The sequence below is a fragment of the Pseudomonas putida genome, from assembly GCF_016406145.1.
GTDB classification, from domain to species: domain Bacteria; phylum Pseudomonadota; class Gammaproteobacteria; order Pseudomonadales; family Pseudomonadaceae; genus Aquipseudomonas; species Aquipseudomonas putida_E.
Window position 1 is genome coordinate 3,857,214 of sequence record NZ_CP066306.1, and the last position, 18,189, is coordinate 3,875,402.

The window sequence follows — 18,189 nt, forward strand, 5'->3', positions numbered from 1 at the left end:
ATGCGCCGCGTCGTTATCACTGGTCTGGGCATCGTATCGTGCCTGGGCAATGACAAAGCTACCGTCACCGAAAACCTGCGCAACAGCCGTCCGGGTATCCGTTACAACCCGGAATACAAGGAACAGGGGCTGCGTAGCCAGGTTTCCGGCTCCATCGACCTCAACCTCGAAGAACTGATCGACCGCAAGGTCTACCGCTTCGTTGGTCACGCTGCGGCATACGCCTACCTGGCGATGCAGGACGCGATCAAGGACGCCGGCCTGACCGAAGAGCAGGTTTCCAACCCGCGTACCGGCCTGGTAGCTGGCTCCGGCGGCGCCTCGACCCTGAACCAGATGGAAGCTCTGGACACCCTGCGTGAAAAAGGCGTCAAGCGTGTCGGCCCGTACCGCGTCACCCGCACCATGGGCAGCACCGTCTCGGCTTGCCTGGCCACCCCGTTCAAGATCAAGGGCCTGAACTACTCGATCTCGTCGGCCTGCGCCACCTCGGCACACTGCATCGGCACCGCACTGGAGCAGATCCAGTGGGGCAAACAGGACATCGTCTTCGCCGGTGGCGGTGAAGAAGAGCACTGGAGCCAGTCGTTCCTGTTCGATGCCATGGGCGCCTTGTCGACCAAGCGCAACGATACTCCGGAACTGGCTTCGCGCGCTTACGACGCCGACCGTGATGGCTTCGTCATCGCTGGCGGCGGCGGCATGGTAGTGGTCGAGGAACTGGAACACGCCCTCGCCCGTGGCGCCAAGATCTACGCCGAAATCGTCGGCTACGGCGCTACGTCCGACGGCTACGACATGGTTGCCCCAAGCGGCGAAGGTGCCATTCGCTGCATGCAGCAAGCACTGGCCACTGTCGACACCCCGATCGACTACCTGAACACCCACGGCACCTCGACTCCAGTCGGCGACGTTGCCGAAATCAAAGGTGTTCGCGCCGTGTTCGGCGACAAGGCACCGAAGATCAGCTCGACCAAGAGCCTGTCGGGCCACTCGCTGGGTGCTGCTGGCGTCCACGAGGCGATCTACTGCCTGCTGATGATGGAGAACAACTTCATCGCCGGCTCCGCCAACATCGACGAACTGGACCCGGAAGTCGCTGACCTGCCGATCCTGCGCAAAACCGAAGAAAACGCCAAGATCGATACGGTCATGAGCAACAGCTTCGGCTTTGGCGGCACCAACGCCACCCTGGTGCTCAAGCGCTGGACTGGCAAGTAATGCCTTGATGCGGTAAATGAAAACGCCCCGACTGGTTCGGGGCGTTTTCTTTTGTGTTTGCCTGTGCCGCGTAAAGTTCCGGGCAGACCGTCAGCGAGCCTTGGGCAAGACCGCCAGGAAGTTGTCCCGCGCCACCTGCTTGGCCACCCCCTCCGGCAAAGCATCCAGAAACGGCTTGAAGCCGTGCATCTGCTCCCCTACGCTGCCAAACTTGCCCACCACATCAGACCCAAGCATGAACCGCTGCGGGAAGCGCTCGACCAGCGCCAGCCACTCCTTGCGCGGCATACCTTTGTCATCCAGCAGGTAGGGCTTGAGCACAGTCCACGACAAGTCGATGTAAAGGTTCGGGTAGTCGTTGAGCAAGCGCGTCAGCACCGGCAATAAAAAATCCATCTGCATCTGATGCCGATGAATCTCCATGCTCGTGCCCGCATGCGCCCAGATGAAACGGGTATGCGGATGATTGCGCAGCGGTTCCTCGATCTCGGCCAGGTAAAGCGGGTTGCGCTCACGCTTGGAGGTAATGTTCGAATGCAGCAGCACCGGCATGTCGCGTTCGGCTGCCAGGTGATAGATACGGGTCATGGCCTCGTTGTTGGCGCGCGGCGTATCACCGCTGGTGAGCGCAGTAAGGTCATCGTGCCGGGTAAAGACCTCACCTATGCCCTGCCAGAGACCAGGATAGAGATCGAGCATCCGTTCGATATGGCTGACTGCATTCTTGTCTACCGGATTGAAACCGGTCAGGAAAGGATGAAAACGCTTGCGCTGCTCTGCCGGCAGCTTCTGCAGCGCCGCCGCCACGTAGGTATCAGTGGCGCTGTACCAGTAGGCGTCGGCATCGTCGCCGGCGTAATAGCGCGGCCGCTTGGGCTCATCCTCGTGCCATTTCTTGGCCACCGGAATGCCAGAAATCATCGAGTGATCGACACCCGCTTCATCCATGGCCTTGACTAGGGCAGTCATACCCTCGGTCTCTTGAAAGAAGTCCACATAGTGCAGGTGGGCGTCACTGAGGCGATAATCACGCGCCTGTGCCGCCTGGCACAACGTTGTGCACAACAGCAGGCAGGCCAGCGCTCTGGCGATCATGGGCAGCATCCTTCTCTGTGTATGAACAGAGTAGACCTGGCGGCCAAGCCAGCGGTTCAGCCGTGCACTGCAAACCGCTATGCTGATGCTATTTTCCCCCGCCTGGAGCACAGCATGAGCAGCCCATTGGTGATCCGCCCGCGTGCCGAGTCGGTCGAGGGCCAACCGATCCTGCGCCCACTGCCGTCGGCGCAGTGCCGCAGCGTCGGCCCGTTCGTGTTCTTCGACCACATGCTCGAAACCGACTATGCGCCGGGCCATGGCATGGATATTCGCCAGCACCCGCATATCGGCCTGTCGACCCTGACCTACCTGTTCGAAGGCGCAATCCTGCACAAGGACAGCCTGGGCTCGAATCAGCGCGTGTTGCCTGGCGATGTGAGCTGGATGACGGCCGGCAGCGGCGTGGCGCATGTCGAACGCACCCCGGCCGATGCGTTGGCGCACGGTTCGCGCCTGCATGGGCTGCAGGTGTGGCTGGCGTCGCCCCGCGCGCTCGAGCAAGGCGCACCGAGCTATAGCCATCACGCCGCGGCCAGCCTACCAGTGAGCGATAACCTGGGGGTACGCATCTGCATGATTGCCGGTAGCGGTTTCTGCCTGGAATCGCCGGTACCAGTCCTCTCCCCTACCCTTTACGCGCATGTGCAGATGCAATCGGCGACCACGCTGGTGGTACCTGATGAGCATGCGCAACGGGCGCTCTATCTGCTCGACGGCGAGCTGATGCTGAATGATGAGGAAGTCGAGGCGTGCAGCTTGGTGGTGCTGCCTGAGGGCGAAGAGATTGCCTTGTATGCCGAGGGTGAATGCGAATTGGTATTGATCGGCGGCGAGCGGCTGGATGGGCCGCGGCGGATGAACTGGAATTTTGTGGCCAGTGACCCGCAACTGATCGAACACGCCCGGGCGAAATGGGCTGCCGGCGATTGGCCGGTGGTGCCGGGGGAGACTTCGCGGATCGAGCTACCGCGTTAAAGTGGGGCCGCTTTGCGGCCCATCGCCGGCAAGCCGGCTCCCACCGGGACCGCGCCGCTCTCGGAGGCAACACCTCAAGTGGGAGCTGGCTTGCCAGCGATGGGCTGCGTAGCAGCCCCAATGCACCGTCAGCGCTGGAACACTTCGGTGAGCAAATTGTGCATCGAACGGAACGCCCGCTCTGAGGTACGGCGGTCATACTGCATCTTGCCCGGCACATTGGCACCCGGGTCAGTGAACGAGTGCACCGCGCCGCCATAGCTCAGCAGCTGCCAATCCACCTTGGCCGCATTCATCTCTTCCTCGAACGCCGGCAGTTGCTCCCTCGGCACCAGCGGGTCGGATGCGCCGTGCAGCACCAGCACCGAGCCCTTGATGTGCTTGGCATCTTCAGGGTTCGGGGTATCCAGCGTGCCATGGAACGACACCGCAGCCTTCAGGTCTGCACCGGTACGGGCCAGCTCCAGGGCGCAGCAGCCGCCAAAGCAGAAGCCGAAGGTTGCTACCTTGCCAGGCTCCAGTAACGCCTTCGACTGCGCCAGCAGCTGCGCCAACGCCTCCTTCATGCGCTTGCGCAATTCGCCACGGTCATTCTTCAACGGCATCATCGCCGCCCCGGCTTCGTCAGCATTGGACGGACGCACCGATTGCCCGTACAGGTCGGCAATCAGCACCACATAGCCTTTTTCGGCCACTTCCTTGGCGATGCGCTCGGCACCTTCGCCAATGCCCATCCAGTTCGGCGCCATCACCAGGCCCGGTCGCCCCAGCGCACCTGGCTCATACACCAGACGGCTTTCATAGGCCTTGCCGGACAGGTGATAAACCAGCGATTCGACGATTACCTTGCTCATCAAGCACTCCTTGGGCATTCACCATTAAAAAAGCCCGCCGAAGCGGGCTTATCGATGCATCAACTCAAGCAGACAGCTCGACCAACAGCTTGTTCAGACGACGAACGTACGCCGCCGGATCCTTCAAGCTGTCACCGGCCGCCAGGGCCGCCTGATCGAAGAGGATGTGCGACAGTTCGGCAAAGCGGTCTTCGCTCTGCTCGTTGTCCAGCTTTTCGATCAGCGGATGGGTCGGGTTGAATTCGAAGATCGGCTTGGAGTCCGGCACCTTCTGCCCGCTGGCTTCGAGGATCTGGCGCATCTGCAGGCCCAGGTCCTGCTCACCGATGGCCAGGATAGCCGGCGAATCGGTCAGGCGGTGCGACACACGCACTTCGGCAACACTCTCACCCAGCGCAGATTTCAAGCGCTCAACCAGGCCTTCTTTTTCCTTGGCGACTTCTTCCTGGGCCTTCTTATCCTCTTCGGAGTCCAGCTTGCCCAGGTCCAGGTCACCACGCGCAACATCGACGAAAGCCTTGCCGTCGAACTCGTTGAGGTAGCTCATCAGCCACTCGTCGATGCGATCGGTCAGCAGCAGTACTTCGATGCCCTTCTTGCGGAAGACTTCCAGGTGCGGGCTGTTCTTGACCTGCGCGTACGACTCGCCGGTGAGGTAATAGATCTTGTCCTGACCTTCCTTGGCGCGCGCCAGGTAATCGGCAAGGGAGACGCTCTGCTCGCCGCTCTCGTCATGGGTGGAGGCAAAGCGCAGCAAACCGGCGATCTTCTCCTTGTTGGCGAAATCTTCGGCCGGGCCTTCCTTCAACACCTGACCAAAGTTCTTCCAGAAGCCCTTGTACTGCTCGGGTTCGTTCTTCGCCAGCTTCTCCAGCATGTCCAGCACACGCTTGGTCAGCGCCGTTTTCATCGAGTCGATGATCGGATCCTTTTGCAGGATCTCGCGGGAGACGTTCAGGGACAGATCATTGGAGTCGACCACACCCTTGATGAAGCGCAGGTACAACGGCAGGAACGACTCGGCCTGGTCCATGATGAACACGCGCTGCACATACAGCTTCAGGCCGCGCGGCGCTTCACGCTGGTACAGATCGAACGGCGCGCGGGCCGGCACGTACAGCAACGAGTTGTATTCGAGCTTGCCTTCGACCTTGTTGTGGCTCCAGGCCAGCGGGTTTTCGAAGTCGTGACCGATGTGCTTGTAGAACTCCTGGTATTCCTCGTCCTTGATTTCGGTACGCGGGCGGGTCCACAGGGCACTGGCGCGGTTGACGGTTTCCCATTCTTCGGCCGGCTGCTCTTCACCTTCGGCGGCCGCCTGCTCCTTGGGCAGCTGGATCGGCAGGGCAATGTGATCGGAGTACTTCTTGACCACATTACGCAGGCGCCAGCCATCGGCGAACTCCTGCTCGTCCTTCTTCAGGTGCAGGACGATACGGGTACCGCGCTGTGGTTTTTCGACGGTGGAAACTTCGAAGTCGCCCTCGCCCTTGGAAGACCAGTGCACACCCTCGGCAGCCGGCTGGCCGGCGCGACGGCTGAACACGTCGACTTTGTCGGCCACGATGAAGGCAGAGTAGAAGCCCACACCGAACTGGCCGATCAGGTGCGAGTCCTTCTTCTGGTCACCGGTGAGGTTCTTCATGAAGTCGGCCGTGCCGGACTTGGCGATGGTGCCCAGGTGAGTGATCACGTCTTCGCGGCTCATGCCGATGCCGTTGTCCTCGAGGGTCACGGTACCGGCGTCCTTGTCGAAGCTCAGGCGGATTTTCAGGTCGGCGTCGTTTTCGAACAGCTCTGGCTTGGCCAGGGCTTCGAAACGCAGCTTGTCGGCGGCGTCGGAAGCGTTGGAAATCAGCTCACGCAGGAAGATTTCCTTGTTCGAGTACAGCGAGTGAATCATGAGGTGCAGCAGCTGCTTTACCTCGGTCTGGAAGCCCAGGGTTTCCTTTTGTGTTTCCACACTCATGGTCTTCAAAACTCCGATCTGATGGCAGTGGGCGCCGGCAGCCGAATCGGCATGCATTAACGGCGGATGTCATGCAGATGGGGGCAGCCCCGACGATTTCAAGGGCTTTTCCGGCTCAATCTTGAAATGCGCACGGGCAGTGGCGATCGGAGATTGCCGATCGCCCTGCCAAGCTGTGATCGCCACATTGGTTACCCGCCGGCCTTGGCGCCAGAGCTGGCATTGCGCATAGGTGTCGCGAAAAAGCCCGGCGCGCAGGTAGTCGATGGAGAAATCGATGATCTTGGGGATGCTGGCGCTCTCGCTGTAGATCAGCAGATACAAGGCGGCAGAAAGCTCCATGAAGCCGGCGATAACGCCGCCATGGATGGCCGGCAGCAACGGGTTGCCGATGTTGTCCGGGTTGGCCGGCAAGCGGAACAGCAGGTCATCGCCCTGGCGCTCGCAGGTGATGCCGATCAGGCCTGCGTAGGGTATCAGCGCCAGCAATGGCTGGTAATCGCCCACGGCATGCGCCGCATTGAGCTGTAGACGTACGTCTTGTGGAATCATGCCCTTCCCTCCTTCAGTCCCTTGCCGAACCGGATGCCGCCCTTTACCTCCTGCCCCAGGCGCATGAAGGTACCGACAACCTGGCAGATCGGCTGGGCGGGGTCGTCATGATAGGCCATGCCACGGGTGAAGATCACGTCGCGGGTGACCCGATAGCACTGGGCATGACCATAGATGGGCTTTCCCGCCTCTGCCGGATGCATGTAGTCGATACGAAGGTCCAGCGTTGGACATACCTCAAAGCTTGGCAGCACGCAAAGCGTGGCCATCCCGCAGGTGGTGTCCATCAGCGTGGTCAGGGCACCGCCATGCACTGCGCCAGTCTGCGGGTTGCCGACGATGGCTGGCGACCAGGGCAAGAGCAGCGTCATGCCATCGGCGTCCGCATGCTCGACGCGCATCTGCAACACTTGACAATGTTTCAATGCCGATAAGAAACGCTCGGCCATGGCCATCAAGCTTGAGTCGGTCATCGGTACACTCCTCTTCACGGCCACTGGCGCCTGCGACATCTGCATAAGTGTGATAAAAGTCTATCCGGAATGCGGTGTTATATATCTGTAACTGATACGGAACTATTGCTGCATGACCGAACTCGAAGGAACAAATGACTTATTCCACCAAGGAGAAACACCCAATGCGTAAACCATTTGCTTTTGCTCTGATGCTGGCTGCTGCCATGGGCCTGGCTGCTTGCGATAAAGCGAGCGAAGACAAAGCCCAAGACGCACAGGAACATGCCGAGCAAGCCCAGGAAAAAATGGGCGAAGCTCAGGATAAAATGAACGACGCCGCTGAGGAAAACGCCGAAGCTGCCAAAGATCAGGCTGAAGCCGAGCAGAAGGCTGCTGAAGAAGCCGCTCCGGCAACTCCGGCTACTGCACCGGCCGAGCCTGCCAAGCAGTAATAGCGACGCACAAAAAACCCGACATTGTCGGGTTTTTTTATGCCTGTCATCCATGGGTTAAACGTTTCACGTGTTTGTACTGATGCCTTCCTTGCTGGTCTCGGTAGGCGCACTTTCGGTTGGCGTGAACACCATCACTTCCAGCACATCGGAGTGGAACTCCCGGCGATACAGGATCAATACCACTCCAACACTCACCACCATGAACAGCCAGGGGCTGATGAACCAGGTGAGCATGGCCATCCCGAAATAATAAGAACGCAAGCCAAAGTTGAACTGATTGGCCGCCAGCGACAACACCCTCGCCGCCCGCGAAGCGAAAGCCTTGCGCTCAAGCTCACTGACCAGGCGCTCGCCTATCATGGGCGCAGACCCCACCAGCACTGCTGCGAAGTTGTACTGGCGCATGCACCAGCTGAACGTAAAGAACGCATAGACGAACACCATCGCCAGGCAAAGCAGCTTGATTTCCGACATGCCTTGCGAGGCCTGCTGCACCAGAGGCAGGTCGGCCAGCAGCGACAGGGCGCGGTCCGAAGCCCCCAGAACAGTCAGGATGCCGGCCAGAATGATAAGGGTACTGGAGGCAAAGAACGACGCGTTGCGCTCCAGATTGCCAATTACACTGGCATCGGCGATGCGGTTGTCGCGCAGCAGCATGCGGCGCATCCAGTCTTCCCGATACAGATGCAGCACACTGGCCAGGCAGGCAGTGTCGCGGCCCTTCCAGATGGCATAGCGGGTATAGCCGCCCCAGCAAAGGGCGAACCAGCAGAGGGCCAACACGTTGTGAAGGTTGCTTTGGATGAAATTCATGCAGTTTTCCCGAAGGCCAGGGCAGACAAGGATAGGGACCGCATTTCGACGCCTGCGAGCACGCAAAGGCACATCGGCGCAATAAAAAACCCCGCATCCTTGTGGATGCGGGGTTTGGTGTATCGGCCTTCGCGGACACCCTACGGCTTGTGGCCGGTGCCAACGGCAGGCGTCAACCTATCAGGCCAGCGCTTCACGCGGCTTGCCAAGCATACGGTCGCACGCCACAGCCGCCATCAGTGTCACCACCGACGGCACCAGCCAGGCCAGGCCCTGATCGCTCAGCGGCAGGTGTGCCATGAAGTCCGGCAAAACGTGGGCAATGCTGCTGCCCTTGATCGCATCAACCATGCCGAACAACAGCGACACTAGCATGACCGGCGCCATGATACGTGTTGGCGAATTCCACAGGTCATTGACGAAGCTCAGGCCTACCACCACGATGCACGGTGGGTAGATGGCGGTCAGTACCGGGATCGAGAACATGATCAGCTTGGTCAGGCCCAGGTTGGAAATCAGCAGCGAGAAGCCCGCCAGGATCACCACCAGTGCACGGTACGACAGCGGCAGGATCTGGCTGAAGTACTCGGCGCATGCGCAAGTCAGGCCTACGGCAGTCACCAGACAGGCCAGCGCGATCAGTACCGCCAGGAAACCGCTGCCAAGCGAACCGAAGGTGTGCTGTACGTAGGCGTGCAATACCGCTGCACCGTTGGTGGCGCCAGCCGCGATCTCATGGCTGCTGGCCCCCAGCCGGAACAGGCTGATGTACACCAGCGCCAGGCCCACACCGGCAATCAGGCCGGCAATGATGGCATAGCGGGTGATCAGCTTCGGCGACTCGACACCCCGCGAACGGATGGCATTGACGATGACGATACCGAAGACCAGCGCACCCAGGGTGTCCATGGTCAGGTAGCCATCGGAGAAGCCCTTGGAGAAGGCCGCAGCTGCATAGGCAGGCTGTGCTTCACCAATGGTGCCGGCAGGCAGCGCGAACGCAGCGATGCCAAGTACCGCCAGGGCGATAATCTTCAGCGGCGCGAGGAAACGGCCCACGGTATCGAGCAACTTGCCCGGATACATGGACACGGCCAGTACCACGATGAAGTACACCAGGCTGTAGAGGAACAACGCCAACGGGCTTTCGCCGGTGAGCGGTGCCACACCCACTTCGAACGACACGGTCGCGGTGCGCGGGGTAGCGAACAGCGGGCCGACCGACAGGTAGCACACAGCCGCCAACAGGCCACCGAAGAACTTGCCGATCGGGCTGCTGAGCGCATCCATGCCACCACCGACCTTGGCCAGTGCGACCACGGTGATAACCGGCAGGCCCACAGCCGTAACCAGGAAGCCCAGAGCGGCCATCCAGACATGCGGCCCGGACTGCAGACCGACGATGGGCGGGAAGATGATATTGCCAGCGCCCACAAAAAGCGCAAACGTCATAAAGCCAAGCGCCAGGATATCCTGGCCTTTTAAAACTTTCATTTAGGGTAGTACCACACTGCTGAAATCGGGATTCGAGAAGGGATTTCCCCTTGAGTGAGGGAAATGCTGCCCGGCTTGATAGGCCAGACCCGTTTAGCGTGTCGTTCCCTTTTGGGGTACGGGCACAGAGTGAACGCGTAGATTAACCGTTTTACCCGGCAAACGCACTGGCACAGTGCTGCTTGTCCGATGTGCGTACATGTTTGTCGTCTGGTTGACCGTGTTCGACGACAATTTATTGCTGATTCGAGCAAATGTCTGGTTGAAAATCCTGATCAGGGTGATCGAACTTTCCGAAGGTGTGGGCGCAGTATTCACAGCCGCACAACGACAAAGGCCACCCGAAGGTGGCCTTTGTGCGCGTGGGGGTACTACATATTACTTCGTATTACTTACTTCTTGGCTTCCCAGCCAGTCAGCTCGGCCAGGGCCTTGCCGATGTCAGCCAGGGAACGCACGGTCTTCACACCAGCGTCCTGCAGGGCGGCGAACTTCTCGTCCGCAGTGCCCTTGCCGCCGGAAATGATGGCGCCAGCGTGGCCCATGCGCTTGCCCGCAGGTGCAGTAACACCAGCGATGTAGGAAACGACAGGCTTGGTGACATGGGCCTTGATGTAGGCCGCAGCCTCTTCTTCAGCCGAACCGCCGATCTCACCGATCATGACGATCGCTTCGGTCTTCGGGTCTTCCTGGAACAGCTTCAGGATGTCGATGAAGTTCGAGCCTGGGATCGGGTCGCCGCCGATGCCCACGCAGGTCGACTGGCCGAAGCCGGCGTCGGTGGTCTGCTTGACCGCTTCGTAGGTCAGGGTGCCGGAACGCGAAACGATACCGACCTTGCCTGGCAGGTGGATGTGGCCTGGCATGATGCCGATCTTGCACTCGCCCGGAGTGATGACACCTGGGCAGTTAGGGCCGATCAGGGTAACGCCCAGCTCGTCGCACTTGACCTTGGCATCCAGCATGTCCAGGGTAGGAATGCCTTCGGTGATGCAGACGATCAGCTTGATGCCACCGAAGGCTGCTTCCAGGATCGAGTCTTTGCAGAACGGAGCCGGAACGTAGATCACCGAAGCGTCAGCGCCGGTAGCTTCCACGGCTTCCTTGACGGTGTTGAACACCGGCAGGCCCAGGTGGGTGGTGCCACCCTTGCCCGGGGTAACGCCGCCGACCATCTTGGTGCCGTAGGCAATGGCCTGTTCGGAGTGGAAAGTACCCTGCGAGCCGGTGAAGCCCTGGCAGATGACTTTGGTGTCTTTATTGATCAGGACGCTCATTACTTGCCCTCCGCAGCTTTGACAACTTGTTGAGCAGCGTCGGTCAGGCTGGTTGCCGCAATGATGTTCAAACCGCTTTCTGCCAGTACTTTTGCGCCCAGTTCGGCGTTGTTGCCTTCAAGGCGAACGACGACCGGAACCTTGACGCCGACTTCTTTCACTGCACCGATGATGCCTTCGGCAATCATGTCGCAGCGAACGATGCCGCCGAAGATGTTGACCAGTACGGCCGCGACATTGCTGTCGGACAGAATGATCTTGAACGCTTCGGTAACGCGCTCTTTGGTAGCACCGCCGCCTACGTCGAGGAAGTTGGCTGGCTTGCCGCCGTGCAGGTTGACGATGTCCATGGTACCCATGGCCAGGCCGGCACCGTTGACCATGCAGCCGATGTTGCCTTCCAGGGCAACGTAGTTCAGTTCGAACTTGGCAGCGTGGGCTTCACGAGCGTCGTCCTGCGACGGGTCGTGGAAGGTCTTCAGCTTGGGCTGACGGTACATGGCGTTGGCGTCGATGTTGATCTTGGCATCGAGGCAGTGCAGGTCGCCGTCGGCCTTGATCACCAGCGGGTTCACTTCCAGCAGGGCCAGATCGTGATCCTTGAACAGCTTGGCCAGGCCAACGAAGATCTTGGCGAACTGTTGAACCTGCTTACCTTCCAGGCCCAGCTGGAATGCCAGTTCACGACCCTGGAACGGCTGAGCGCCGACCAGCGGGTCGATGGTAGCCTTGAGGATCTTCTCAGGCGTTTCGTGAGCGACTTTCTCGATGTCCACGCCACCTTCGGTGGACGCCATGAACACGATACGGCGGCTCGAACGATCCACTACAGCGCCCAGGTACAGCTCTTTGGCGATGTCAGTGCAGGATTCGACCAGAATCTTGGAGACGGGTTGACCGTTGGCATCAGTCTGGTAGGTAACCAGATTCTTGCCCAACCACTGTGCAGCGAACGCCTTGGCGTCTTCCTTGCTGCGAACCAGCTTGACGCCGCCCGCTTTACCGCGACCACCAGCGTGGACCTGGGCTTTGACAACCCACTCGGAACCGCCGATCTTGTCGCAGGCTTCTGCAGCTTGCTCAGGGGTATCGACAGCGAAACCCTTGGAAACTGGCAGGCCGTACTCAGCGAACAGCTGCTTACCCTGATACTCGTGAAGATTCATGCTTTTTACCGTCTTCGTTAGGTACTGCGCTTCGGCGCTGCGCCATTACTGGCGCCGCACCACCTGTGACCGTTGACCCCGGGTTTTCCCGTGTGATCCGGTCCGGCGGACGTTCCGCGGTGAGTCATGCACGCAAGACTCACGACGGGCAGCCCGCCGTGGTTTCTTATAATTAACGCTTCTTACGGTTGGCCACGTGAATGGCGCCGCCATTCACTGCCAGCGCTGCTTCATGCAACGCTTCGGACAGGGTTGGATGGCTGAAGACCATCATGCCCAGATCCTCGGCACTGGTGCCGAATTCCATTGCGATCGCGCCCTGCTGAACCAGTTCGGCAGCCGACGGGCCAATCACGTGTACACCCAGTACGCGGTCGGTCTTGGCATCAGCGATGACCTTGACGAAACCACCGGTGTCGTTGGCCGCCATCGCACGGCCGCTGGCCGCGAACGGGAAGGTGCCTACGTTAACCTCAACACCCTCGGCCTTCAAGGCTTGTTCGGTCTTGCCGACCCACGCGATTTCCGGGTGGGTGTAGATAACCGAAGGGATCAGGTCGTAGTTCATCTGGGCTTTGTGGCCCTTGATGCGCTCGACGACCATGATGCCCTCTTCCGAGGCCTTGTGCGCCAGCATCATGCCGCGGACAACGTCACCGATGGCATAGACGCCCGGAACGCTGGTAGCGCAGTGATCGTCAACGAAGATGTAGCCACGCTCGTCGATGTTCACGCCGCTGTCGGAGGCCAGCAGGTCGGTGGTCACCGGGCGACGGCCGACCGCGACGATCAGCTTGTCGAAGGTGATCTTCTGCTCGCCTTCGGCGTTGGTGTAGGTCACTTCGACTTCGTTGCCATTGACTTTCGAGCCAGTGACGCGAGCACCCAGCTTGATATCCAGGCCTTGCTTGGTCAGGGTCTTCTGGGCTTCTTTCGAGACTGCGGTGTCAGCAGCCATCAGGAAGGTGTCCAGGGCTTCCAGGACGGTGACTTCAGCACCCAGGCGAGCCCACACCGAGCCAAGTTCCAGGCCGATGACGCCGGCACCGATCACGCCCAGGCGCTTGGGAACCGCTTGGAATTCCAGGGCGCCGGTGGAGTCGACGATGACGTTCTGGTCGACCGGAGCCGGCGGAATGTCGATCGGACGCGAGCCGGAGGCCAGGATCACGTTCTCGGCTTCGATGATTTCAGTGGTGCCATCAGCCTTGGTGACTTCGACTTTCTTGCCAGCCAGCAGTTTGCCGTGGCCCTGGATCGAAGTGACGCCATTGGCCTTGAACAGGGTGGCAACGCCACCGGTCAGGTTCTTGACGATGCCAGCCTTGCGACCAACCATCGCGGCCACGTCCATCTTCACTTCGCCAGTGGAGATGCCGTGGACGTTGAAGCTCTCTTTGGCTTCCTTGTACTTCCAGGAGCTGTCCAGCAGCGCCTTGGACGGAATGCAACCTACGTTCAGGCAGGTGCCACCCAGGGCCAGCTTGCCCTCGGCGTCGGTGTACTTCTCGATACAGGCAGTCTTCAGACCAAGTTGGGCAGCCTTGATGGCAGCCACATAACCGCCAGGACCTGCACCAATCACCACTACGTCGAATTTCTGGGTCATAAAAGATTCCTTTTTAGCTTCAAGCGGCAAGCTGCAAGCCGCAAGTCCAGCAGGCTTCGGCTTGAAGCTTGCGGCTTGCAGCTTACAGCTGCGCGATTAGATGTCCAGCAGCAGGCGGGACGGATCTTCCAGCAGGTTCTTGATGGTGACCAGGAAGGTTACCGCTTCCTTGCCGTCGATCAGGCGGTGATCGTACGACAGCGCCAGGTACATCATCGGGCGGATTACCACTTGGCCGTTGATGGCCATCGGACGCTGGATGATGTTGTGCATGCCGAGGATGGCGGCCTGCGGCGGGTTGACGATCGGGGTCGACATCATCGAGCCGAAGGTACCACCGTTGGTGATGGTGAAAGTGCCGCCGGTCATTTCTTCGATCGACAGCTTGCCGTCACGGGCCTTCTTGCCGAAGGTGGCGATGCCGTTCTCGATTTCAGCCAGGCTCATCGATTCGGCGTTGCGCAGTACTGGCACCACCAGGCCACGGTCGCTGGAGACGGCAACGCCGACGTCGGCAAAACCGTGGTAGACGATGTCGTTGCCGTCGATCGAAGCGTTGACTGCCGGGAAACGCTTCAGCGCTTCGGTAGCAGCCTTGACGAAGAACGACATGAAGCCCAGGCGCACGCCGTTGTGGGTCTTCTCGAACAGGTCCTTGTACTTCGAACGCAGGGCCATCACTTCGGTCATGTCGACTTCGTTGAAGGTGGTCAGCATCGCCATGTTGGACTGGGCTTCGACCAGACGCTCGGCGATCTTGGCACGCAGGCGGGTCATCGGCACACGCTTCTCGGTGCGATCGCCAGCGGCGGTCACAACTGGGGCGGCAGCGGCAGGCTTGGCAGCCGGAGCAGCGGCAGGTGCGGACTTCTTGTTGGCAACTGCAGCAACCACGTCTTCCTTGGTGACGCGGCCACCTTTGCCGGTACCGGCAACGGTAGCCAGGTCGATGCCGTTCTCTTCAGCCAGCTTGCGCGCGGCCGGAGCGGCAACCGGGTCGTCTTCGCCAGCATCGGCGGCGGCGGCGGCCGGAGCGGCAGCAGGCGCGGCGGCAGCAGCACCACCTTCCACGATCGAACCCAGCACTTCGTCGGACAGGACGGTATCGCCCTCGCCCTTGACGATGTCGCCCATCACGCCATCGGCGGTAGCCAGTACTTCCAGAACGACTTTGTCGGTCTCGATGTCGACGATCAGCTCGTCACGCTTGACGGCTTCGCCCGGCTTCTTGTGCCAGGTGGCAACGGTGCCATCGGCAACCGATTCCGGGAAGGTTGGGGCTTTGATCTCGATAGCCATTATCAGTGTTTCCTTAAATTCGGTTTCAAGTGCGCGAAGGCGTTAGACAGTGAAGGCGTCTTGCAGCAGTTTTTCCTGCTGTTCGGCGTGCTTCGAAGCGTAACCACAAGCTGGCGCGGCGGAAGCGTCGCGGCCGGCGTATTCCAGGACCAGCGCCTTGTTGTGGCGGCCCAGGATACGGCGCATGTGGTGCTGACTGCTGTACCAGGCGCCCTGGTTCATCGGCTCTTCCTGACACCAGACGGCATGCTTGAGGTTGGTGTACGGCGCCAGGATGTCGACCAGGTCGTCTTCCGGGAACGGGTACAGCTGCTCGATACGCACGATTGCGATGTCTTCGCGGCCTTCGGCACGGCGCTTTTCCAGCAGGTCGTAATAGACCTTGCCACCACACAGCACCAGGCGTTCGACCTTGGCAGGATCCAGGGTGTCGATTTCCGGGATCACGGTCTGGAACGAACCTTCTGCAAGGTCCTCCAGGGTCGAGACGGCCAGCTTGTGGCGCAGCAGCGACTTGGGCGTCAGCACGATCAGCGGCTTGCGCAGCGGACGGATGACCTGACGACGCAGCAGGTGGTAGATCTGTGCCGGGGTGGTCGGTACGCAGACCTGGATGTTGTGCTCGGCGCACAGCTGCAGGTAACGCTCCAGACGCGCGGAGGAGTGCTCCGGGCCCTGCCCTTCGTAACCGTGCGGCAGCAGCATGGTCAGACCGCACAGGCGACCCCACTTGTGCTCACCGCTGGTGATGAACTGGTCGATCACCACCTGCGCACCGTTGGCGAAGTCGCCGAACTGTGCTTCCCAGATCACCAGCGCATTCGGCGTGGTGGTCGAGTAGCCGTATTCGAAGGCCAGTACCGCTTCTTCCGACAGGAAGGAGTCGTACAGGTCGAAGCGCGGCTGGCCCGGGAACAGGTTCTGCAGCGGCACGTAAGTGCTGGCATCCTTCTGGTTGTGCAACACCGCGTGGCGGTGCGAGAAGGTGCCACGGCCGATGTCCTGGCCAGTCATGCGGATCGGGTGACCTTCGAACTGCAGGGTGGCGTACGCCATGGTCTCTGCGTAACCCCAGTTGATCGGCAAGCCACCGGCCTGCATCTTCTGACGGTCTTCGTAGATCTTCGACACCTGACGCTGGACGACGAAGCCTTCCGGCAGCTCGAGGAGCTTGGCCGACAGGTCCTGCAGGGTCTTGAGGTCGAAACGGGTGTCGTGACGCGCAGTCCAGGCGTGGCCCAGGTACGGACGCCAGTCGACGAACAGCTCGCGGTTCGGCTCCTTGACCAGGCTCTTGACCACGTGCAGGCCGTTGTCCAGAGCATTGCGGTACTCGTCGATCTTGGCCTGGGCGCGCTCGGCATCGATGCGACCGGCCTGGATCAGCGCCTCGGCGTACAGCTCACGGGTGGTGCGCTGCTTGCTGATCTGCTGATACATCAGCGGCTGGGTACCGTTGGGCTCGTCGGCCTCGTTGTGGCCGCGACGACGGTAGCAGACCAGGTCGATGACCACGTCACGCTTGAACTGCATGCGGTAATCGATGGCCAGCTGGGTCACGAACAGCACCGCTTCCGGGTCATCGCCGTTCACGTGCAGGATCGGAGCCTGGATCATCTTGGCAACGTCGGTGGCGTACTCGGTGGAACGCGAGTCCAGCGGGTTGCTGATGGTGAAACCAACCTGGTTGTTGATCACGATGTGCACGGTACCGCCGGTCTTGAAACCGCGGGTCTGCGACATCTGGAAGGTTTCCATGACCACGCCCTGGCCTGCGAAGGCAGCGTCACCGTGGATCGAGATCGGCAGCACCTTGTCGCCGGCGGTATCGTTGCGGCGGTCCTGACGGGCGCGCACCGAACCTTCGACCACCGGGGAGACGATTTCCAGGTGTGACGGGTTGAACGCCATGGCCAGGTGAACTTCGCCACCGGTGGTCATCACGTTCGAGGAGAAGCCCTGGTGATACTTCACGTCACCGGAGCCCAGCTCGTTCATCTTCTTGCCTTCGAACTCGTCGAACAGCTCGCGCGGGTTCTTGCCGAAGGTGTTGACCAGCACGTTCAGACGGCCGCGGTGGGCCATGCCGATCACGACTTCCTTGGTGCCGTAGGAGCCGGACCGCTGGATCATTTCGTCCAGCATCGGGATCAGGCTTTCGCCACCCTCAAGGCCGAAACGTTTGGTCCCCGGGTACTTGGTGCCCAGGTACTTCTCGAGACCTTCACCGGCCGTCACGCGCTCAAGCAGGTGGGCCTGCACGTCGGCGGAGAAGTCCGGACGGCCGCGCACGCTTTCCAGGCGCTGCTGGAACCAGCTGCGCTGCTCGGAATCGACGATGTGGGTGAACTCGGCGCCAATGGTGCGACAATATGTCTTCTGGAGCGCCTCGACGATCTCGCGTAGGCTCGCTTCCTCTTTGCCGATGTACAGGTCGCCGGCACGGAAGGTCGTATCAAGATCGGCATTGGTCAAGCCGTAGTGATTGATCGACAGGTCTACGGGCGCAGGGCGCTGCCACAACCCCAAGGGGTCGAGCTTGGCAGCCTGATGGCCGCGCATACGATAGGCCTGGATCAGTCGCAGAACTTCAACCTGCTTCTTCTCGTGTTCACTGCTCACGCTCCCGGCAGATACCGGTTGGGCGCGGCGCTGGTTCTTTGCCAGCAGTACGAAATGGTCGCGGATTGTCGAGTGCGATACATCGGTAGCGGTGCTGCCGTCGGCGGGCAACTTCTGGAAGTAAGTGCGCCACTCTTCTGGCACAGCGTTAGGGTCGTGCAGGTAGAGCTCGTAGAGCTCTTCCACATATGCAGCGTTACCACCTGAAAGGTGGGCGCTTTCCCACATGCGCTGCATCACGCTTTCTTGCATGCTTGGTCACCCTCGGTTAGGGGACTGATCGGCGAGAGCCACAGCAAACCTGGAAAAGTCCGAACACAGCGACTGAAC

At 60.5% G+C, this 18,189-nt stretch carries 15 protein-coding genes; 3 read left to right on the plus strand and 12 right to left on the minus strand.

Annotated features, from left to right (window positions below; all coding sequences use genetic code 11):
* Positions 1–1,221 carry a beta-ketoacyl-ACP synthase I gene (fabB, locus tag JET17_RS17755; RefSeq protein WP_012315335.1) on the plus strand — a complete coding sequence of 407 codons (1,221 nt, stop codon included), beginning with the start codon at positions 1–3 and terminating at the stop codon, positions 1,219–1,221.
* A gap of 90 nt (positions 1,222–1,311) precedes the next feature.
* Here the strand turns inward: fabB and JET17_RS17760 are convergent, their stop codons facing one another.
* Positions 1,312–2,316 (minus strand): amidohydrolase family protein, encoded by a 1,005-nt coding sequence (locus JET17_RS17760; RefSeq protein ID WP_042111594.1) that lies wholly within the window; start codon positions 2,314–2,316, stop codon positions 1,312–1,314.
* A gap of 114 nt (positions 2,317–2,430) precedes the next feature.
* On the opposite strand from JET17_RS17760, the gene JET17_RS17765 reads away from it, so the two are divergent.
* Positions 2,431–3,294 carry a pirin family protein gene (locus tag JET17_RS17765; RefSeq protein ID WP_012315337.1) on the plus strand — a complete coding sequence of 288 codons (864 nt, stop codon included), beginning with the start codon at positions 2,431–2,433 and terminating at the stop codon, positions 3,292–3,294.
* Positions 3,295–3,422: 128 nt separating this feature from the next.
* On the opposite strand, the gene JET17_RS17770 is transcribed toward JET17_RS17765, so the two are convergent.
* From JET17_RS17770 to JET17_RS17785, 4 genes are all read right to left on the minus strand, one after another.
* Positions 3,423–4,148: a dienelactone hydrolase family protein gene (locus JET17_RS17770; RefSeq protein ID WP_012315338.1), complete on the minus strand. Its 726-nt coding sequence runs from the start codon at positions 4,146–4,148 to the stop codon at positions 3,423–3,425.
* A 64-nt stretch (positions 4,149–4,212) separates the two neighbouring features.
* Positions 4,213–6,117, minus strand: coding sequence for a molecular chaperone HtpG (gene htpG / locus JET17_RS17775; protein ID WP_012315339.1), 1,905 nt, complete (start codon positions 6,115–6,117; stop codon positions 4,213–4,215).
* Positions 6,118–6,186: 69 nt separating this feature from the next.
* A complete protein-coding gene (locus JET17_RS17780; protein WP_012315340.1) occupies positions 6,187–6,669 on the minus strand; it encodes a PaaI family thioesterase in 483 nt (160 codons plus the stop codon).
* A complete protein-coding gene (locus JET17_RS17785) occupies positions 6,666–7,142 on the minus strand; it encodes a PaaI family thioesterase (protein WP_012315341.1) in 477 nt (158 codons plus the stop codon). Before JET17_RS17785 ends, JET17_RS17780 begins: the two co-directional genes overlap by 4 nt.
* 164 nt (positions 7,143–7,306) lie before the next feature.
* On the opposite strand from JET17_RS17785, the gene JET17_RS17790 reads away from it, so the two are divergent.
* Positions 7,307–7,576 carry a hypothetical protein gene (locus JET17_RS17790; protein WP_012315342.1) on the plus strand — a complete coding sequence of 90 codons (270 nt, stop codon included), beginning with the start codon at positions 7,307–7,309 and terminating at the stop codon, positions 7,574–7,576.
* 66 nt (positions 7,577–7,642) lie between these two features.
* On the opposite strand, the gene JET17_RS17795 is transcribed toward JET17_RS17790, so the two are convergent.
* From JET17_RS17795 to JET17_RS17825, 7 genes are all read right to left on the minus strand, one after another.
* Positions 7,643–8,392 carry a DUF599 domain-containing protein gene (locus tag JET17_RS17795; protein WP_012315343.1) on the minus strand — a complete coding sequence of 250 codons (750 nt, stop codon included), beginning with the start codon at positions 8,390–8,392 and terminating at the stop codon, positions 7,643–7,645.
* A 180-nt stretch (positions 8,393–8,572) separates the two neighbouring features.
* A complete protein-coding gene (brnQ, locus tag JET17_RS17800) occupies positions 8,573–9,886 on the minus strand; it encodes a branched-chain amino acid transport system II carrier protein (protein ID WP_012315344.1) in 1,314 nt (437 codons plus the stop codon).
* A 392-nt stretch (positions 9,887–10,278) separates the two neighbouring features.
* A complete protein-coding gene (sucD, locus tag JET17_RS17805) occupies positions 10,279–11,163 on the minus strand; it encodes a succinate--CoA ligase subunit alpha (RefSeq protein ID WP_003254203.1) in 885 nt (294 codons plus the stop codon).
* Complete coding sequence (gene sucC, locus JET17_RS17810) at positions 11,163–12,329, minus strand: ADP-forming succinate--CoA ligase subunit beta (RefSeq protein ID WP_011534748.1); 1,167 nt, start codon at positions 12,327–12,329, stop codon at positions 11,163–11,165. Before sucC ends, sucD begins: the two co-directional genes overlap by 1 nt.
* 172 nt (positions 12,330–12,501) lie before the next feature.
* Positions 12,502–13,938, minus strand: a complete 1,437-nt coding sequence (lpdA, locus tag JET17_RS17815; protein WP_012315345.1) for a dihydrolipoyl dehydrogenase — start codon at positions 13,936–13,938, stop codon at positions 12,502–12,504.
* 96 nt (positions 13,939–14,034) lie between these two features.
* A complete protein-coding gene (odhB, locus tag JET17_RS17820) occupies positions 14,035–15,237 on the minus strand; it encodes a 2-oxoglutarate dehydrogenase complex dihydrolipoyllysine-residue succinyltransferase (RefSeq protein ID WP_012315346.1) in 1,203 nt (400 codons plus the stop codon).
* 42 nt (positions 15,238–15,279) lie between these two features.
* Positions 15,280–18,111: a 2-oxoglutarate dehydrogenase E1 component gene (locus JET17_RS17825; protein WP_012315347.1), complete on the minus strand. Its 2,832-nt coding sequence runs from the start codon at positions 18,109–18,111 to the stop codon at positions 15,280–15,282.
* Positions 18,112–18,189: the final 78 nt, after the last annotated feature.